This window comes from Paenibacillus sp. Z6-24 (assembly GCF_054161335.1).
The window spans coordinates 2,909,488-2,928,137 of record NZ_CP096398.1; the positions used below are offsets into that span (position 1 = coordinate 2,909,488).

The 18,650-nt window shown below is 49.2% G+C and carries 18 protein-coding genes; 7 read left to right on the forward strand and 11 right to left on the reverse strand.

Annotated elements, in window-relative coordinates:
• Window positions 1–82: 82 nt before the first annotated feature.
• Together M1D61_RS12495 and M1D61_RS12500 are read right to left on the reverse strand one after the other, a co-directional pair.
• Window positions 83–850 carry a TIM barrel protein gene (locus tag M1D61_RS12495; RefSeq protein ID WP_458118880.1) on the reverse strand — a complete coding sequence of 256 codons (768 nt, stop codon included), beginning with the start codon at window positions 848–850 and terminating at the stop codon, window positions 83–85.
• A 207-nt stretch (window positions 851–1,057) separates the two neighbouring features.
• Complete coding sequence (locus tag M1D61_RS12500; protein ID WP_458118882.1) at window positions 1,058–1,432, reverse strand: hypothetical protein; 375 nt, start codon at window positions 1,430–1,432, stop codon at window positions 1,058–1,060.
• Between the two features lie 435 nt (window positions 1,433–1,867).
• Here M1D61_RS12500 and M1D61_RS12505 point away from each other — a divergent pair, with 435 nt between their 5' ends.
• The 3 genes from M1D61_RS12505 (at window position 1,868) to M1D61_RS12515 (ending at window position 5,035) form a co-directional block, all read left to right on the forward strand.
• Entirely contained in the window at window positions 1,868–2,209 is a 342-nt protein-coding gene (locus M1D61_RS12505; protein WP_458118883.1) for a hypothetical protein, read from the forward strand.
• A 240-nt stretch (window positions 2,210–2,449) separates the two neighbouring features.
• Window positions 2,450–3,943, forward strand: a complete 1,494-nt coding sequence (locus M1D61_RS12510) for a glycoside hydrolase family 30 protein (RefSeq protein WP_458118884.1) — start codon at window positions 2,450–2,452, stop codon at window positions 3,941–3,943.
• 375 nt (window positions 3,944–4,318) lie between these two features.
• Window positions 4,319–5,035 carry a GntR family transcriptional regulator gene (locus M1D61_RS12515; RefSeq protein WP_458118885.1) on the forward strand — a complete coding sequence of 239 codons (717 nt, stop codon included), beginning with the start codon at window positions 4,319–4,321 and terminating at the stop codon, window positions 5,033–5,035.
• 155 nt (window positions 5,036–5,190) lie between these two features.
• Here M1D61_RS12515 and M1D61_RS12520 read toward each other — a convergent pair whose 3' ends face one another.
• A complete protein-coding gene (locus M1D61_RS12520; RefSeq protein WP_458118887.1) occupies window positions 5,191–5,955 on the reverse strand; it encodes a GolD/DthD family dehydrogenase in 765 nt (254 codons plus the stop codon).
• A gap of 27 nt (window positions 5,956–5,982) precedes the next feature.
• Window positions 5,983–7,557, reverse strand: coding sequence for a xylulokinase (locus tag M1D61_RS12525; RefSeq protein WP_458118888.1), 1,575 nt, complete (start codon window positions 7,555–7,557; stop codon window positions 5,983–5,985).
• A gap of 366 nt (window positions 7,558–7,923) precedes the next feature.
• On the opposite strand from M1D61_RS12525, the gene deoC reads away from it, so the two are divergent.
• Window positions 7,924–8,679 (forward strand): deoxyribose-phosphate aldolase, encoded by a 756-nt coding sequence (deoC, locus tag M1D61_RS12530; RefSeq protein WP_458118889.1) that lies wholly within the window; start codon window positions 7,924–7,926, stop codon window positions 8,677–8,679.
• A gap of 126 nt (window positions 8,680–8,805) precedes the next feature.
• Here deoC and M1D61_RS12535 read toward each other — a convergent pair whose 3' ends face one another.
• The 5 genes from M1D61_RS12535 to M1D61_RS12555 all read right to left on the reverse strand — a co-directional run bounded on the left by M1D61_RS12535 (window position 8,806) and on the right by M1D61_RS12555 (window position 13,050).
• On the reverse strand, window positions 8,806–9,885 hold the full coding sequence (locus M1D61_RS12535; RefSeq protein WP_458118890.1) for a hypothetical protein: 1,080 nt from the start codon (window positions 9,883–9,885) through the stop codon (window positions 8,806–8,808).
• Entirely contained in the window at window positions 9,886–10,407 is a 522-nt protein-coding gene (locus tag M1D61_RS12540; RefSeq protein ID WP_458118891.1) for an NUDIX hydrolase, read from the reverse strand. It abuts the gene before it with no gap.
• A gap of 113 nt (window positions 10,408–10,520) precedes the next feature.
• The gene (locus tag M1D61_RS12545; RefSeq protein ID WP_458118892.1) at window positions 10,521–10,994 is read right to left on the reverse strand and encodes an NUDIX domain-containing protein; all 474 of its coding nucleotides are present in this window, start codon (window positions 10,992–10,994) and stop codon (window positions 10,521–10,523) included.
• 198 nt (window positions 10,995–11,192) lie between these two features.
• Window positions 11,193–12,038, reverse strand: coding sequence for a PPK2 family polyphosphate kinase (locus M1D61_RS12550; RefSeq protein WP_458118893.1), 846 nt, complete (start codon window positions 12,036–12,038; stop codon window positions 11,193–11,195).
• 145 nt (window positions 12,039–12,183) lie between these two features.
• The gene (locus tag M1D61_RS12555) at window positions 12,184–13,050 is read right to left on the reverse strand and encodes a CHAD domain-containing protein (RefSeq protein WP_458118894.1); all 867 of its coding nucleotides are present in this window, start codon (window positions 13,048–13,050) and stop codon (window positions 12,184–12,186) included.
• 635 nt (window positions 13,051–13,685) lie between these two features.
• Here M1D61_RS12555 and M1D61_RS12560 point away from each other — a divergent pair.
• Complete coding sequence (locus M1D61_RS12560; RefSeq protein WP_458118895.1) at window positions 13,686–14,108, forward strand: hypothetical protein; 423 nt, start codon at window positions 13,686–13,688, stop codon at window positions 14,106–14,108.
• A 217-nt stretch (window positions 14,109–14,325) separates the two neighbouring features.
• Here M1D61_RS12560 and rpsN read toward each other — a convergent pair whose 3' ends face one another.
• Window positions 14,326–14,595 (reverse strand): 30S ribosomal protein S14, encoded by a 270-nt coding sequence (rpsN, locus tag M1D61_RS12565; RefSeq protein ID WP_458118896.1) that lies wholly within the window; start codon window positions 14,593–14,595, stop codon window positions 14,326–14,328.
• 230 nt (window positions 14,596–14,825) lie between these two features.
• Here rpsN and M1D61_RS12570 point away from each other — a divergent pair, with 230 nt between their 5' ends.
• Both M1D61_RS12570 and M1D61_RS12575 read left to right on the forward strand, forming a co-directional pair.
• Window positions 14,826–16,139 (forward strand): MFS transporter, encoded by a 1,314-nt coding sequence (locus tag M1D61_RS12570; protein WP_458118897.1) that lies wholly within the window; start codon window positions 14,826–14,828, stop codon window positions 16,137–16,139.
• A gap of 460 nt (window positions 16,140–16,599) precedes the next feature.
• A complete protein-coding gene (locus M1D61_RS12575; protein ID WP_458118898.1) occupies window positions 16,600–17,613 on the forward strand; it encodes an LCP family protein in 1,014 nt (337 codons plus the stop codon).
• Between the two features lie 97 nt (window positions 17,614–17,710).
• On the opposite strand, the gene M1D61_RS12580 is transcribed toward M1D61_RS12575, so the two are convergent.
• The gene (locus M1D61_RS12580; protein ID WP_458118899.1) at window positions 17,711–18,448 is read right to left on the reverse strand and encodes an SDR family oxidoreductase; all 738 of its coding nucleotides are present in this window, start codon (window positions 18,446–18,448) and stop codon (window positions 17,711–17,713) included.
• Window positions 18,449–18,650: the final 202 nt, after the last annotated feature.

Consider the following 18,650-nt stretch of genomic DNA (forward strand, 5'->3'; position numbering starts at 1 on the left):
CTCCTGTGAAATGCCTTTTATCGGCAGTTCCCCTTCTATCCCTATAGGGGATCTGAATCTACCATTACTATCGCTGTTCAAGTCAGCCGGTATGGAACTTCTCCTTGATGCGTACCAGATCATCGATTGGATCATGAATCGGGAAGTACTCAATACCCACATAGCCGTTATAATCCATCTGCTTGATCGCATCAAACACATAATCATAATTCAGCTCGCTGATGAACAGCTCATGACGACCAGGCGCACCGGCAGCCTGAATATGACCAACATGATGAATATTGTTTTGCAGACGCGGAAGTACATTGCCCTCCATCACCTGCACATGGTACATGTCGTAACAGACTTTGACGAGCGGATGATTCACCTCGGCGACAATATCAAATGCCTGCTGGGACGTATTGAGGAAGTAACCGCTCAGCTCTTTGTCTGCTGTTGTGTTCAGCGGTTCAATACATGTAGTCACACCAAATTCTTCGAGAACCGGGATAGCGGCTTTGAGTCCATCGATCAGACTCTGCTCCATCTCATTCCGGCTCATGCCTTCTTTCTCAAAGCCAATCGTATGCACCATTCGGGTACAATCCAGTGAACGTGCAGCTTCTGCCGTGCGCCGGATACCATCGATGGCTTCATCCCGCTTGTCCGGTTCCAGCATCGTTGCCAGTTTAACAACGATCGAGGCCACTTCCATTCCCAGTTCATGTCGAAGCCGGTTAATTCCTTCCAGGTCCTTGTCTTCCCATGACCAGAATTCGATGATATCCAGCCCATGCGCATGCAGAACCTGCATCACATCCAGAATATCTCTTCCTTCAAAAAGGGACTCTGTATTATACGATATTCTCATTCCTCAGCACCTCATCTCAATGTATAGGTCATTCCAGAATATGTATAAACCAAAAAAGCGCGGACCAACCGGATTTTCCCTCTTTTGCCTGGGAACCATCCGGCTTGTCCGCGCTTTTAAGATGATGACATCATGCTCCGTAACTATAAGAGTCTGTCAACTGCAGCATAACCTGCACCCAGTCTCCATGTACGATATGATATCATTTTACTTTTTATAGGATCTGCTTGTGTATGTACCAAAGAGGAGTTGTTCGTCATAAAATTGAAAAGCGGCAAACGGTTGCGGACGCTGCTGCTGTACCTGGATATCGGCATAAATACCCACTGCCACCGCTGCACATTCCTGAATAGTACAACCTGCATAGACGCCAAAATATTTCTGCATAATCCAGTACAACTGCTCCCCCAGTTCATCCGAGGAGTTGACATGCGGCAGTACTTTGATAATGTGTTCGATTTCGATACTGTATTCGTCAGGAAGACACCATTCCCTCAGATTCATCGGATTCCACTGCATCATATGCAGCGCAACAATATGATAATTCATGTCACGCACTTGCCCGTTGTTTCCATCATTCATCCATTCTCCTCCTTATCCGTCCGGTGTTTCCGGACCCGCTCTGATCTATGTATGAGCTTTTGTATTTGAAAATGAAGTTATTGGACCCGAGCGCAGCTGGGTACAGAAAGCATCAACTGCTTTCCGCTGACAGAACTAACTAAAGTATGGCCGATCCTTGGGCAGCTGTAAATGCGGTAAAAGACCCACAATATTGCCTGTTCACGCATTTTCATATACTGCAGCGATTACGAATCTGCAAGGCAGGGTAATTGAATAATTATAGAGACTGTCCGGCTCGGGCTGTGCATGTAACTCTTTCTGACAGCCAAGCCGGAGAATGATGGTCCATACACCTATTACCCGCATTATCATGCTCCAATTCGTTGATACAAGCAGTAATCAGAGCTTTAATTCTACCAGACTTTCTTATAAACCAGTAAAGGAATGATACCTATGACAGAAACCAACGATATCCAGACACTCAGAGACTGGCTGGACCAACACAAAAACAATACGATTATTATTGAGAAAAAAGAGCTGGATGATACCGACATTGTTCACTTCAACCTGTCGGATATTGACGAAAGAAATGAAGACAATGAAATCGATGATTATCTGGAAAGCGCCTTGCTGCTGCGCGGCGAAGGAGTTACCCAGAACGCCGATGGCGAAGAGGTACAGATACCCCGTGATACGTACGAGATTATCACCCACGATCTGCGGATCGATGAGATCAGCGACTCCCGTGTACAGCTGAACACCGAGCGGGCTGCCTACACATTAAGCATAAAATAAATAGAGACAGGCGGGGCATTATGCTCTGCCTGTTTTTTGCATATGAATAGGGCATCGCTTACCTCCACTGCTGTCTTTTCCACGTACTGACCCGCTCTCTTCATGTATGCATTTCTACGAATTCCCCGGTGCATTTCTACCAGACATGCTTCATGATATTGTAAAACAACTCTTCTATTGATAATTTATTCCATATGCAATTGATAACGCTTACATAATTGGAAAGAGAGGTGCTTTATAATGTCCATGTTCAATAAGGGACTGCAGCTTGCCCTGCTCAGTTCCCTTGTGATTACTCCACTCGTCTCACTTGCCCCTTCGGCGCATGCTGCCAACGAAAAAGCCCAGGTCTGGCTGACGACAGCCGATCCAAACAGCGAGCCAAATGTCGGTCTTCGTCCGGATACAAGGCTCACCCGCCAGGGTGACCTGACCTTCGCTGCCAGTACTGGAAGTGCCGATTATACGTTTATCGTTAACGAAGGCAAAACGTATCAGCAGATGGACGGTTTTGGCGTATCGATGACGGACTCTGCTGCCTGGCTGCTCAATTATAAGCTCAGCAGCACCAAGCGTAATGAAGTGATGGATAACCTGTTCGGTACTTCCGGCATCCGTATGAGCATGCTGCGCCAACCGATGGGTGCGAGCGACTTTGCCTGGAGCACGTATACGTATGACGATACCGCTGGCGACACAGCGCTGAACCAGTTCAGCATTTCCCGGGATCAACCCTACATTATTCCGATGATCAAGTCCGCGCTGTCCAAAAATCCGAATATCAAATTCATCGCGTCTCCATGGAGCGCACCAGCCTGGATGAAATACACAACCAATGACAAAAACGGTACCGGCAAGCTCAAAGCCGAGAACTATCCGGTATATGCCAACTATTTCGTCAAATTTATACAGGCCTATCAGGCACAGGGGATTCCTATCTATGCGGTAACGCCGCAAAATGAACCGCTGTTCGAGCCAGGCCGCTATCCGGGCATGCTCATGAATGAACAGGATCAGATCGGTATGATCGGTGATTATCTGGGACCTGCGCTCAAAGCTGCCGGGCTGAACACCAAAATTATCGCTTACGACCACAACTATGATAACTGGACGTTCCCCAAAACCGTGATCCAGGGACTCAAGGACAGCGGTAAATCCCAGTACGTCGCAGGCAGCGCATTCCACCATTACGGCGGTGACTTTACCGCGATGACCAGCATGCACAATGCCCATCCGGATAAGGGTATCTGGTTCACTGAAGGCGGATTCGGTACATGGAATGATCCGGCGAATGGTACTAATCAGGGTTTTGACAACATGATCAATGAGTTTATCGGCATGACCCGCAACTGGTCCAAGTCGATCATTCTCTGGAATGCTGCGCTGGATCAAAAAGACGGACCAAGCGTAATTGGAGACAATAATACCAACAAAGGCATGGTCACGATCCAGAATTCCGATAACAGCTCCAGTAGTCCCGAAGACAAAGTGACTTATACCAAGCAATATTACCTGCTCGGTCATTTCAGCAAATTCGTAAACGCCGGTGCCTACCGGATCGATTCCAATTCATTTGGCGATATGCAGAGTGTAGCCTTCAAAAACCCGGACGGCTCCAAAGCGATCGTCCTGTATAATTCCCAGAACGCTGCGAAAACCGCCAAAATCAAGTGGAATGGGCAATCTGTGAATTATACGGTACCGGGTAAATCGGTTGTTACGCTGAAGTGGTAATCCTCACGCTGCAGCACTTATAGATAGGAACAGCAAAAAATCGCTCTGACCTGCCAACACCGTCTGGATAAACGGGTTGGTTAGGAGCAGAGCGATTTTTGGGTGACTGCAGCAATCCGTTTTATTATGAAACCCAGAAAGCCTGCGGCCTTGCTTTATTGTTTTTAATTGATCATATCAATGGGATTATCCTCTTAAAACTCACCATAAGGAAGGAATGTTTATTTGCATATTATTTTTTATTATATTAATAAAGATAATGACCTTTGCTTGAAGCATTATACTTTTTGTGGCATGATCACTTATAGACAGCTGGTGAACTACATATCAAATTTTGCATCCCAGCAATGCCAGGACGACCAGAGGAGCATGATTATGGACGACATTCCCGCTTACCGCAAAGTATATACCCAACTCAAACACGATATCAAAGAAGGCAGCTACGCGCCAGGAACCCTATTGCCTACCGAATCCGAACTGGAGCAGCGCTTCTCGGTCAGCCGCACTACGATCCGCAAAGCGATTGAACTGCTGAGCAGTGAAGGCTTTCTCAAAAAGACACAGGGGAAAGGTACCGAAATCCTCGATACCTCGACTACCCAGCGGCTCAATCATCTTACTTCCATCACCGAGACACTAACGGCCAAAGGCTACCATGTAACTACACGCGGCATGTCGATTGAACTGATCACACCGCCTGAGCATGTAGCCGATGCACTGAAGCTTCCTGCCGGCAATCAGGTCTATCTCGTGCAGCGTGTCCAGTATGCCGACGATCGTCCGATCGCCCTGATGAACAATTACCTGCGGGCCAATTATGTGCCGGGTCTGGAGCAGCATGTGAACCAGTTTAACAGCCTGTATGCTTTTCTGGAGCAGACCTATCATATTATTCTGCTGCATGCCTGGGAACGTCTATCCGCTGCAGCAGCCGATTTTACCGAGTCCCAGATTCTTCAGGTTCCGCTAGGTTCCCCGCTGCTGTGCAGCAAACGGATCAGCCATGTGGAACAGGGACCTTTTGAATACAGCGTGATCAAGCTGGTCGCGGATAAATATGAATACAGTGTGTATCTGGAAGGACGGGCATAAACAAAGCAAGATACGAATATTCCAATTTCTTACTTAAGGCTACTTTCTTGCATTCCCTTTTACTCTCACTATTGGCAGCATTCACTCTCATACTCTGCCAAACTGTCCATCCACCTGAACAAAGCCTGGGCTTCCCACCGGTCGCATCTGCATGATCAGTGAATCGTATAGCCCCCATCCACAACCAGATTCGCACCTGTGATCATATTCGCAGCACCGCTGGCGAGAAACAGGGCAGCCGCAGCGATCTCTCCCGGTTCGGCGAATCGTCCGGCTGGTGTGTTGCGGATCGCTTCTTCCTTGATCGCTCCCTCCCAGTAGCCGGCGATCAGCGGAGTATATGTGGCAGTTGGCGAGATCGCATTGACCTGAATATGATGTTTGCCCCATTCATGCGCCAGTGATTTGGTAATGGAAATGACAGCCGCCTTGCTCGCGCTGTAGGCAACATGCCGATCAATTGCGACCAAGCCTGCCTGTGACGCGAGGCTGATGATCTTGCCTCCACGCTGAGCGGCAATCATCTCCCGGCCCACCTGCTGGGACATGAAGAACATGCCGTTCACATTCACGCTCATCGTCCGGTGCCAGTCCTCTTCCGGGTAATCCTCGGCCCATTCCACCGGACCGATACCGGCGCTGTTGACCAGAATATCGATTTTACCAAACTTCTCCCTGACCTCTGTCACTGCCTTCCGAACCGACTCGCTGTCGCCCACATTAACCTCTATTGCTGCACCATATTCCAATCCCTCTGCCGCCTGCTGCGCCCGGGCCAGATGAAGATCAAGCAGAGCGACAGATGCCCCTTTCTCCGCAAATAACTGTGCAGTAGCCAAACCGATGCCCGAAGCCGCTCCTGTGATGACAGCCGTCTTGCCATCCAGCCGGAATGTGGTATCCAACAGTTCCTCGTTCATGTCCAACTCCTCCTTGTCCAACCAAAGTTAATGATGCTGCCGGACCGAATCATCAGCCGCCGTCTGTTCGTTGGTCTGCAGGGATAGCCGATGCTGATGCATATATTCTCCCAGCCGGGCAGACATCTCGTTAACATGCCGGAACACCGGCAGCAGCTGACGGTACTGTTCACTGTTTAGGCGATCCGGAATACAGGTATGTTCCACCGTATGCAGTGCCTCAATCGGGCTGTAATCCTGCCACCATCCCAGTGCACGCGCTGCAATAGCTGCCGCACCAAGCGAAGCCGCATCCTGATCCACATTCGTCTTGATGATCTCCATTTCAAAAATATCGGCAAACATCTGCATCCACAGTCTGCTTCTGCTGCCGCCGCCACAAATCAGTATCCGGTCTGCTACTGTCGTATGCCGCTTCAGTTGATCCAGCGACAGCCGCAGATTCATGGCAATACCTTCCATCGCTGCCCGAATCAGATCCGCACGGGTCGTACCCAGATGCAGTCCGACGTAACTGCCGCGGATATGCACACTGTAATCCTGTGAGGTTCCTCCTGCCAGACTCGGATTGAAAATAACTCCATTGGCACCGACCGGAACATCGTCAGCCCACTGACTCATCTGCTCATAGGCATCTGTCCGTCCCACCAGATCAGGACATATCGTGTCCCGCACCCAGCGCAGCGAACTGCCGCCCGAGAAAATCGAATACGCGCTTGTGTACATGCCTTCCTGAATATGGGCAAATACATAGGGCCGCGTATTTACATCCAGCACCGGCCGACTTGAATTGACCGGAATCCAGCTTGACGAACCAAGTGAAGTATAGATCCGGCCTTGCTTTGCACCTATCGCTCCCAATGCCATACAGGCATTATCCACACCGCCGCAGGCAACGGGAGTGCCTTCCTGCAGCCCGGTCCAGCCTGCTGCCTCCGCAGTCACCTGTCCAATCATCCGGTGGGCAGGAACGATATCCGGAAATACATCTGCCGCCACACCTGCTGCCCGCAGCAGTTCATCCATCATACAGCCGCTGTGCAGGTCATATGCTCCGGTACCTGATGCATAGGAGTCATCGGTAGCCATCTGTCCGGTCAGCCTGTAATTGATATAATCCTTGGACCCCAGCACTTTATTCATACGGGCAAAAATCCCCGGTTCATGCTTCTTCAGCCACATCAGCTTGAACAACGGATAACAGGCAGCCGGAAATCCGTTACCAGTCTGCATATACCACTCTTCTTCGTTTATATTTTGAAAAAATTGCTTTGCTTCCTCTTCGGCACGCCGGTCCGACCAGATCGGGACATATTCTTGCAGAGCCTCTCCTTGCCTGCTGATCGGAACACTCACAAGACTGTGTCCCGATAAACTGATCCCGGCAATCGCAGCTGCAGGGGTCTGCGAGGATTCCAGCAGCTGACGCGTTGTCTCCCTGATCCCTTTCCACCAGTCACCCGGCCGCTGCTCATGCCGATTTGGCTGCGGATAAAAGGTCTCGTACTCTACAAAGGATCGCGCGACCGTCTGCATCCTCTCGTTGTACATCGAAGCTTTGACACCGCCGGTTCCGAGATCATAGGCGATGATATTCGGCATATTTATCACCTTCCACAGGTTGGTTTATGGCTGTATCTATCTTGTCTACCCATTATCTGGTTGTCTGTTATTCCAGTTATCTGCTACATTACCATTTCTTGTTGCTTAGAATATATAAAGATAATTATCTTTTGTCAAGCGCTTTCATTAGTAGATAAGTATCAAAAATCCATGTCAATTGGGAACGTTGATAATTTCCATAAAGTATAATATTGCGTACTCATCGTAAGAAAATATCTATATTTCTGTGATTATGATGCAATTCAGATTTTTTACTTTTAGAGAGACTTGTATTCTCTCTCAAATGCTATTATATTATTTTTACATCAATAAAGATAATTATCTTTATAAAGAGGAGGAACAAAAATGATACGACCTGTAATAGACTATGCCCGGATCGGGCGGATGGTGGATGTGAGTGCAGTGCGCACCGACGTTACGGTAGAGGAAGTTGATCGGCTGATTAATATTGTGAAAAGGTATCACTGTGTCTGTGCCAGTCCAATGCCTTATATGACAGACTATGTGGTCCGACAGCTGCAGGATGTGCCGGATACGGTTGTGACCGGAGTGGTTGGATTTCCTTCCGGTGCAGATACAATGTCCATGAAAGTGCACACAGCCAGGGAAATGCTGGCACTCGGCTGCCGGGAGCTCGATATGGTCATCAATGTCGGAGCGCTTAAGTCAGGAGATTACGAACGGGTCAGACAGGATGTGGCATCTGTCGTTCAGACAGCCGGACAAGTACCGGTCAAAGCCATTCTGGAGATCGCTTACCTGACGAATGACGAGATTCGCCGGGGCAGTGAACTGGTCGTTCAGGCTGGTGCAGCCTTTGTCAAAACAGGGACCGGCTGGGGGCCCAAACCGACCACAGTCGATACCATCCGGCTGATCAAGTCGGTCATCGGCAATTCAGCATTGATCAAGGCAGCAGGCGGAATTCGTGACCTGGACACTCTCTTGGAAATGGTAGAAGCAGGCTGCAATCGATTTGGCATTGGTGTTCGATCTGCGCTGACCATTTTACAGGATGCTTATGAACGTGCCGGCCTATCCGCTGACATGCCTATTCATGCCGATCCTGCTTCCAGTATAAGCCACACAGATCATTATTAATGATAATGCCTATTCCAAAAATGAATATAAAAAGCCACCAGCCGGATCAAGCTGGTGGCGGAAGCATGCTGGCATCCATTTTGCCCGTATTATTTGTTGTTATGGAAGTCTGCAGTGGATGAAATGTCAACCCAGATCTTCGAGCAGCATGTTATACATCTGGGCCAGATCATCATCTTTTTCCGTGATCAGGCTCAATGCCTGCTCGACGAGAGGCTGGATAGCCGGCCCGGCTGCCAGTAAAGCGGCATAGGCATGGAAATCGGTTTTGCCGTATTTGGTAATCACGCTTTTGTTCGTATTCCAGCGGTTGCGGCGAATCTGCTCACTCCAGTAATCCAGCTGCTCCTGCACCGATCGCACCGCATACTGCTGGAACAGTGCATCGAACTGCTCATCATCTTCACGTTCCTGCGGCATAACCTGATACAGCCGCTCCAGGGGAACCGTTTTGCGAATCAGGGTGCTGAAGGTCAGATAGTCGCCTCCTTCCCCATCCGGCGACTGTACATAAGCGATAAAATCGTTCGTCCGGTCTAGCCGCTGGAACTCCGGCTGCAGACGCTCCATCACCCGCAACGCGATTACAGTCAAGCCGCTGTCACGGATCGACTGATCCATGATCTGGATAAACTCGCCATCTGTCTGTGTGAACAATTCCCGGGTAGCTGTATCCAGCACCGGTATAGGTCCCTCTTCCTCTTCTTCCCACAGGCGCTCATTGATCTCCTGGTACATCGCCAGAGGAGCTTCCAGTGCTTCGCCCAGATCATCGATCATATCCGGATAATCGCCTGTCGCATAGCGGATCGACTGACGGATCTGTTCCAGTGAGCGATTATAGGACTCTTGCTGGTTCTCCGTATATTTCTCCTGATAGTATTTGTAATAATACGCAGTCATCTGTTCCAGATCGTGCAAGGTGTTGATATACAATAGATAGTTGCCGTTGACATTATCCGCTTCGATAATAAAAGTATAGACCTGCGCGTTCTTGTCCGATTGTGCAAAGGAGCCAATGACTTCCGTACATGCTTGGTACAGCAGATCTTCCATAGCCTGCATGCTCCAGTAAGTGCCAGTGATTCCGTCCAGATGATCTGTCTGGAACAGACCTTCCGGTGATGAAACATAATAGTGCCCGGTTCCCTCGGGTTGACGCAGCCCTGACAGCAGACGCCCTGTATGTACTTCGTATACACCCATTTATATTCTCTCCATTTCTTCCGCTGCCTGTGCCTGCTTTTTCCGCCCATCCAGAATACCCTGAATGATCCATTGCTGGGACTGCGGCAGACCTTCCGGCCAGTCGCCGGCCTGACAGTATATGATCTCTGTAATTTCGCTGCTGGCAACGAATGTTCCTGCCCGTACTTCTCCACTGAAGATCAGATCGACACAATTGGGATCGCTCCGCTGAATCGCCCGTTCCAGACGGTCAATATGTACTTCCAGCCCGGTCTCTTCCCGAATCTCGCGCTGCAGTCCCTGCTCCGGTTGTTCGAGCTCCATCCAGCCGCCGGGAATGCCCCATGGTTCCTGCTCCCGGTACGAGTGCCGCAGCAGCAGTACTTCTCCTTTTTCATTGGTAAAAACGCCCAGCACCGCTACCAGAAAACTGTGCTGGGAGCGACGGACCGCCCAGTTCTTCACACGCTCCAGCGGCATATGTTTGTACATCCATACGAGCCAGTCCCTGGGAATGCGGTTGATCCATTTGGCCAGCATCCTGTTCACCTTCCTTTTGCAAACTATGTTTATGACGGTCTTGCCGAGATACTGCTTATTCATTCTTATGATAAATCGCCGGATGTTCTGCCTGTTGCACCGTATATCATACTCTAATGGCGTAAAATATCACCCTGCCGGTCATTGCGCAGGTCTTCGATCAGCGGACGCTGTGCAGGATTGACCTGCTCCAGCTTCATCTCATCGATACTGTAAAAGGTGAGCATACTCGATTCGCCATCCGGATCATCGTATTTCAGGGTAATTCCGTCCGGTTCCAGCTTCCCTTGCAGATCCACATCCACCTCAAACATGAACATCACAAAAACCACATCGTCACCGCTCGGATACGTGTATTGGAGCCGATCCCCGGTATATACTGCATACAGTCGGCTGCCTGTCACTTCCAGTCCGGTCTCCTCCCGAACTTCGCGAATCATCGTCTGTTCAATAGTCTCGCCCGGCTTCATGCCCCCGCCAGGTAATCCCCAATCTGCCGAATCACCGCGCTTCTGCCAGAGAATCCGGTTGTGATCGTCCCGTATAATGGCTCCTCCGGTAACAATAATCGTTCTATCGCTGCTCATAAATATCCTCCCTGCTGTATACGTCTATGTATGAACACCCGATCGAGCCGAACGGCAAACCCGGCAGCGAACTCAGCCGCTCGGCCTCTGCCTGACAGGATCGGATGCTCTCGTAAGCAGCGCAATAATCAGCGCCAATTCACACTATCCTTATGCTTATACAATGACTGTAATAACTGTAATGGCTGCTGACCGGCATTATTTGTTCTTAAGCTTTTCCAGTTCGGCATACATATCCGGCAGGTGGTCCTGCAGCTCCGGAATCGGGTCCGGATAGGCCAGATCCATCTCTTCCAGTGTGCGGACGACAATCTGCAGGACGGCCAGATCACGGTACCACCGGTTATCGGATGGGATAATATGCCATGGATGCTGATCCGACGCACAATGCTTGAACACATCCTCATAGCAGCGCTGGTAATCATCCCAGTATTTGCGTTCCTGCAGATCCCCTTCATCGAATTTCCAATTCTTGTGCGGCTTTTCGACCCGGTCTATCAGCTTTTTGAGCTGGAATTCCTTGGAGATGTGGAGGAAGATTTTGACGACTCTAACATTGTTCTCTTCCAGCATTTTCTCAAAATGATTAATCTGCTTGAAACGCTGCTTGGCTGTATCATCATCTATCTGTCCGTGTACTCTCGTAATGAGCACATCTTCATAATAGGATCGGTTAAAGGCACTGATATATCCGTATCCCGCCACATTCTGATGCGCACGCCACAAATAATCATGGCTCAGCTCTTCGGATGTGGGTGCCTTAAAGCTGTGAATATGAATTCCTGCCGGGTTGGAAATGGAGAATACTTTGTTGATAACTCCATCCTTGCCGCTGCAGTCCATACCCTGGAACACGAACAGAACCGATTTTTTGCCGCTTGCGAACAGCTTAGGCTGCAGCTTCTCGAACGTATCGGTCAGCTCGGCTTTTTCTGGTTCGGTGTCTTCCTTGGATTTGTACTTGCCGGTATAACCGGGGTCGATATCTTGGAGTGTAATGGAATCCCCTGTAGCCAGAGACCAGTTTTTGGATGATTTGGACATGGTAATCGCTCCTTTGTGAAAAGTACACTGCTGCATACATCATCGTTATATGTCACATTCTACATATTACCCATTTCATCCCCTGCTTAGCAAGTACCGCTTATTTCATGAAGCCAAATGCTCTTCACACCTGCTGGTCTGTATGTCAGATCGCACGCTGCTGCTCTTCAATCGCAGCAATCATCTCAGTACGCAGCTTGTCTACAAACCGGGCTCGCACTTTTTCATCCACACCCATTTCTTTGGCATCCAGCTCTTCCAGTGACTCAATCCATACATGGGTATCATTGATCGTTCCAAGTTCTTTCTGGATACGCTTGTACGTCTCTTCATGATCACGAAATTTGGAATTCAATGCAAACTCTGCCGCTTCTGCCGTATAACGCAGCTCCTTGGCAGCGATGCGTACCTTGTGCAGGCTGTCCAGTGTCTCGGCGGATTCCAGCCCTTCCGCTTTGGCAGTCTGGCGATAAGTTTGTTTTTTCTGTTCGTAAGATATTTCGAGCTCCCGCATCATCCGGTTCACGTCTGCCCGGACAGCCAGATCGGGCAGACGGTTCTCGGTAAATTCCTGCCACTGTCGCTTGAGCTTTTTGCCCTGCAGTTTCGGCAGCTTTTTGACCATTTTTTTGCGGTAAAACTGACGCTGTTCTTTGTGTTCTTCGATCGCCGCTTTGAGCAGGGCCGCTTCATCGTCCAGTCCCTGTTCCTTGGACTGCTTGCGCCGATCCTTGAACGCATCAATCAGCACATCCGCATCCCGTACCTTGCCGAGACGCTTCTGGGCTTTTTTGAAAATCGGCAGCAGACCGGTCTGCTGTTCAGGGTCCAATATACGCATCAGTGTCATCAGCTTGCGGCAGTTGACTCGGGCCTGATGAATCGCCTCATCGTCATAGTTTTTGACAGCCTGCTGTCCGTGATCCTGAAATTTATCGTACAGTTCATTCAATACACTTTTCCATTGCTCGGTTTTGTCCTTGCGGTTGACAGTTGTTATACTTTGATTCACGCTGCATCACTCCTGACTTTTTCATTCTCTATGGATTACCCCATATTCCGTATTATGCAATCTTGTGAATGAAATGAGTGGGATATTCTCTATTATAGTGGATATTCCGAAGGATTAGCTATTCCGGTTCCTTCCTGGAAGATTGCATTCTCTGCAGCAGATTACTGTCATGCATAGAATATCCCTTCACTAACCTAACCAATCGCTCAGCCATGTCGTGATAATGAGACCAAGCATTTTACAAATCCATAAAATATAAAAGGAACAGATTTTGAACTTACATGTCTATGTATTCAGGTATGAGTATTTAAAATGTCGGATTGCTGAATAACGTATTCCAGCCCGGAGCAATCTGATGCTCCTGGTGTTCGATGTGATAATTGCAGGCAATCCGGATTTTGGCCAGCTGCACATATACAATATCAAAACAAAAATCAGTGACGATAACCCTAATAATCAACTGGTAATCATCAGACTTATATATGCATATATACATTTATTAGTGTATAATCATACTAAATGGATGTCTGCTTTTGAAACAGATCGCTGTTCTATATTATGATAGAGTGTGGACTTCAATATTCCAATACTATGGCGACTATTATAAATGATTGCAGCAAGTGAAAGGAGTCATCATGAAAGCGTATATTTTTCTGATTACCATCCTGCTGACCGGTTATGCAGAGATTCCTTCCGCCTATGCAGAGCCTGCTATCGAAGCGGATATGCCTGCGGTGGCACATACTCAGGAGCAGACCGGCTCGTCCTCTTCCTGGGAGTATCCGATTGTTCATTTCCGGGATAATACATACCGGATTATCATGGAACGGCCGGTGAACAGCCACAAGGTAGGCCCGCGCCTGGGCCGGGTGCAACGGAATATCAGCAGCTTTGAGGAAGTCGACGAAGGCAATTCCCTGATTGATACAAGCTATCAGAATGGAGACAGCAATATCCTGCGAGTCGAAAGTCCGATCTACAAACTCCGCAGCCACAGCTCCAAGGAATGCATTGTCGTCAGCCATATGAACAAGTATTATAAAGCCTACAAAAAATGAAATAAAGCCGACATATTTCTGGAAGATGTATACCAGATATATGTCGGCTTTTGCGCTTCCACTACTTTTATTCTCTACTGATTTTCACTGATTTAAAGCAATCGCTTATCCGGTAAACAATTTATGGTTGGCGAACGGCGCATGAACTGCGTTTTCACTATCAAATCAGGTTTCGCCTGTGTAAGCAGTAACAATCCTTCTTCCAATTCACAGTATATTACCAGCTCGATTTGGTCACGCCGGGAATTTGCCCTTTGTGTGCCAGTTCGCGGAACATGATGCGTGACATTTTAAATTTGCTCAAATATCCTCTCGGACGTCCGGTGATCTGGCAGCGGCTGTGCAGACGCGTAGGTGAAGAATCACGGGGAAGTTTGCGTAACGCTTCATAATCGCCTGCCTCCTTCAGCTGACGACGCTTTTCTGCATATTTAGCCACCATGACTTCACGCTGCTGCTGGCGGATTACTTTGGACTTTTTGGCCATATCCAACACTTCCTTTTGTTTAATCGTAATAATTACTATTTAGAAGTATAGCTCATTTTTTACCTGCTGGCAACCATATGCGTCAGTGCATTTTACAATCCGCGGTTTTACTCCTTTTCCATACCTGGGACGTCCTGTAAATCATCCTGTAGGCGGAGGAATACTGGGCGCGCTCTCCTTATGATAAATACATACATATTTATTTCATTTGACGAAAGGGAGGATTCTTTGTGGAAAGCAAGCTGTCTTCCGGCGATAATCCGACAGTGGCATCGCTGCTGCGCAACCGGGCATACCGGACACTCATTACCGCTCAGCTGATCTCCAACCTGGGCGACTGGCTGCATCTGCTTGCCCTGCTCACATTGGTCGGTATCAAGTGGCAGGCGACCCCGATGCAGATTACATGGGTAACGCTGTGCAGTGTAGTACCAATGCTGCTCGGAGGGCCATTTGCCGGTGCTCTGGCCGATCGTCTGAACCGTAAATGGCTGATGATCATCTCGGATGTGGTTCGCGCCGCGCTCGTCTTCGGATTGATTTTTGCCGATCAGCTGTGGCATATATATATCATCCTCATACTCAAGGGATTGTTTGACGTACTGTTCTCGCCAGCCAAAAGCGGCAAGATCAAGGAAGTCGTGCCGCATGAGCACCTGCAGCAGGCGGTATCGATCAGCTCCTTTATCGAACAGGGCAGTAAAATTGCCGGACCTGCTCTTGGCGGGCTGCTGCTGGCTGCGGTCGGTATTCACTGGTGCTTTGTTATCGATGCTTTTACCTTCCTGCTGTCCGGTCTTATCTTACTCGCAGTCCCCGGTCATGCCCTGTTCGAATCTTCCGGGCAGGAAGATTCGGAGCGGCAGACTGGGCGACAGCGCTCCTTTCTCTCCGATACGGCGGCAGGTCTGCGTTATCTGGTCCGGATTCCGATCATCGCCTATGGCACGCTGCTGCTCTGTCTGGTGCTGCTGGTGCTGCAGCTGGCGGATTCGCAGACAATTATTCTGCTGCGTCAGATTCCGAATATCAACGAAGATCTGCTGGGCTGGTGCATTACGGCCAGCGGTGTAGGCACCCTGCTGGCTGCCATGATGTGTGCCAAGATCAAAAGCTCCCATCTGCTGCAAATGAGTCTTGGTGCCGCTCTGATGGGCATTGTATTCGGACTGATCGCGCCATTTGCCGGCATGCTGCATGCCGGGTGGCCTACCACCCTTCTGTTCACTTCTTCCTTTTTGCTGGCAGGGGTCGGGGCCGGATTTACGTTTATCCCGTTTCAGATTCTGCTGCAGGAACAGACACCCGTACATATGACCGGCCGTGTATTCGGAACCGTGAACAGCCTCACCTCAGCCAGCTCGGTGACAGGACCGCTGCTTGGCGGGATCCTGGTAACCGCTTCCGGAGTAGCGCCGGCATTCATGCTGACAGGAGCTTCTCTGGTCGTGATGAGCTTTGCCATTTTATTTATCAAAAAATGGATGGATGTCAAACAGTCCAAAGCAGCTGTTCCTGCTGCGATACAGCAGCCGGTGAAATAGCAATTTGCTGCATATCAAACCCAATCAAATCGATCAGACAGCCGCTTCCCGGCAGAATATGGGAAGCGGCTGTCTGTGGATTATAGAAAGGTTAGACAGATCGAAGAATATGAAATTGCCTGGTTAAGCTGGATTTTACTCAAAAGCAGACAGCATACGGAATGTAAAGCACAGAAATATGGCAGATGGGCCGCTTCTCCTTCACTCCACAACTTTTTTTCATTATGTAACCAAAAGCATAATTCGACTAACTTAAAGAATACATTATGCTTATTTATCATTCGAATATTAATATTAAATGCTTTAAAATTGACAAATTGATTTCTAGTAATTATGATTTATAAGGCTTATATGCTGCTTACATCTTCTGTTATGCGCAGCACAGTCGATGCAGGTTCTGCACCGAAGAAGATGCTGTTATGCATGTAATGCTATTTACTATCACCAGGGAGTTGATCACTTGTTATACAAAGTACTTCGACAATGGAAATGGATATTGCTGCTGCTGTTGCTGGCTGGTGCCGGTGTGGTGGGTTACTATACATATTCGGTTGTACAATTTGCGAACACCATCTCGGTAGAACCTGATGACCCGGCTGGTGCCGGCCAGCAGGAGACAAAATTTCAGCTGCCGGAATGGGATGGCAAAGATCCTGTACATATTCTGCTGCTCGGTACCGATTCACGGGATGACGGCAGCAATGGCCGTTCGGACTCCATGATGGTCGCCACGATTGATCCGGTAAGCAAAAAGGCCTACCTGATGTCGATTCTGCGGGATACGTATGTAGAGATTCCCGGACATGGGCGCAGCCGGATCAATGCTGCATATTCCTACGGTGGCGCGCCGCTGGCCATGCAGACAGTGAGCCAGCTGCTGGGCATTCCGGTGAACAGCTATGTCACTATCGACTTTGAAGGGTTCAAGGCGCTCGTCGATGAGATGGATGGCGTGGATATCGATGTCGAGAAAGATATGTATTATACCGACGGCGGCGATGGTCACCGCTATGATATAGACCTCAAGAAGGGCTACCAGACGCTGGATGGCACTCATGCACTGCAATATGTCCGCTTCCGGCATGATGCGACATCGGACTTTACCCGTACCGAGCGTCAGCGCAAATTCCTGACTGCACTGGCGGCCAAAATGCAAAGCTCCACCTCGATTGTCAATCTGCCGGGCATTCTCAAAGCAACCGCTCCGTACATAAAGACCAATATGTCCGCTTCCACCATGCTCAAGCTGGCTGGACTCGGCATGGATGTCAATGTGAGCAAAACGGAAAAGCTGCAGATCCCTCCTACCCCTCTGCTGAGAGAAGAGGTTGTACACGGTGCAGCCGTACTGGGCGTGGATGAGAACGAACTGCGCAAGTATATTCAGGATAAGCTGTCGGAGACTGATGACCAGCTTGAGAATAATAAGCAGGCCGGGGATGAACAGACAGATGAACAGGCCAGTAAGCAATAGGACAGCACCATCCAAATAGAGTAAATAAAAGCGCCAGACGATGGATTTTGCAATCCGCAGTCTGGCGCTTTGTCTATGACTATTCCGCCCAAATAAATCAGCGGTTGTTCATCTGCTCAAATACCGTATCCAGTTCCGCCCGCGAAGCCGTGCGATTGCGTTCGGATGTTCCATACCCAATCTCATGTTCACCAGTGCGCAGACGCGCCATGATCCCGTCGGCAAACTCGTCCACCGGTACACCCCATGTATGCAGACCCGATCCGCCCAGATCCGTATTGACACCGGGCGGCACGATCTCGATCACTTCGATAGATGTATTTTTCAGTTGATGACGCAGGGACAGGGTAAAAGAATGCAGCGCCGCCTTGGTCGCACAATATACCGGTGCGGATGCTTTTGGCGAAAAGGCCAGCCCCGAGGTCACGTTAATAATCGCGGCCGATGGCTGCTTTTGTAAATGCGGCAGCAGCAGTGTCGCCAGATGAATCGGTGCATCCAGATTGGTCGCGATCTCTCCCCGCTGATCCACCCATGATTCCGTACCTTCCGTCAGGCTGTAATTGCGCTGAATACCCGCATTATTCATCAGTACATTCAACTCCGGAAAATCGGTCACTATCTCATTTACCAGCCGAATGCGGTCTTCCTCACTCGCCACGTCGACTACACGGGTATGCATTTGCGGATACTGTGCCTGTACTTCCTGCAGTCGGCTCTCCCGTCTGCCGCAGACGATAATCGTATTTCCTTCCTGAAGCAGACGCTCCGCAAAAGCCAGCCCGATCCCGGATGCACCGCCTGTAATAAGAATCGTATTTCCTGACATTTTCATAATGAATCCCTCCTGTTGTATACTGCAGCCTGACCTTCTGAACTTCAGGGGTCTGGTGTAAACCCCATATTTTCATGCCGCCTGTATATACGGCTTTAGAATCCTTTACCCCTGATCGGCGGATCGTTATCATTACCCTTGCTTCTATCACAGTCAAAAGTATCACAGCAAAAAGCCCGGCTATGACAGCACAGCCGGACAT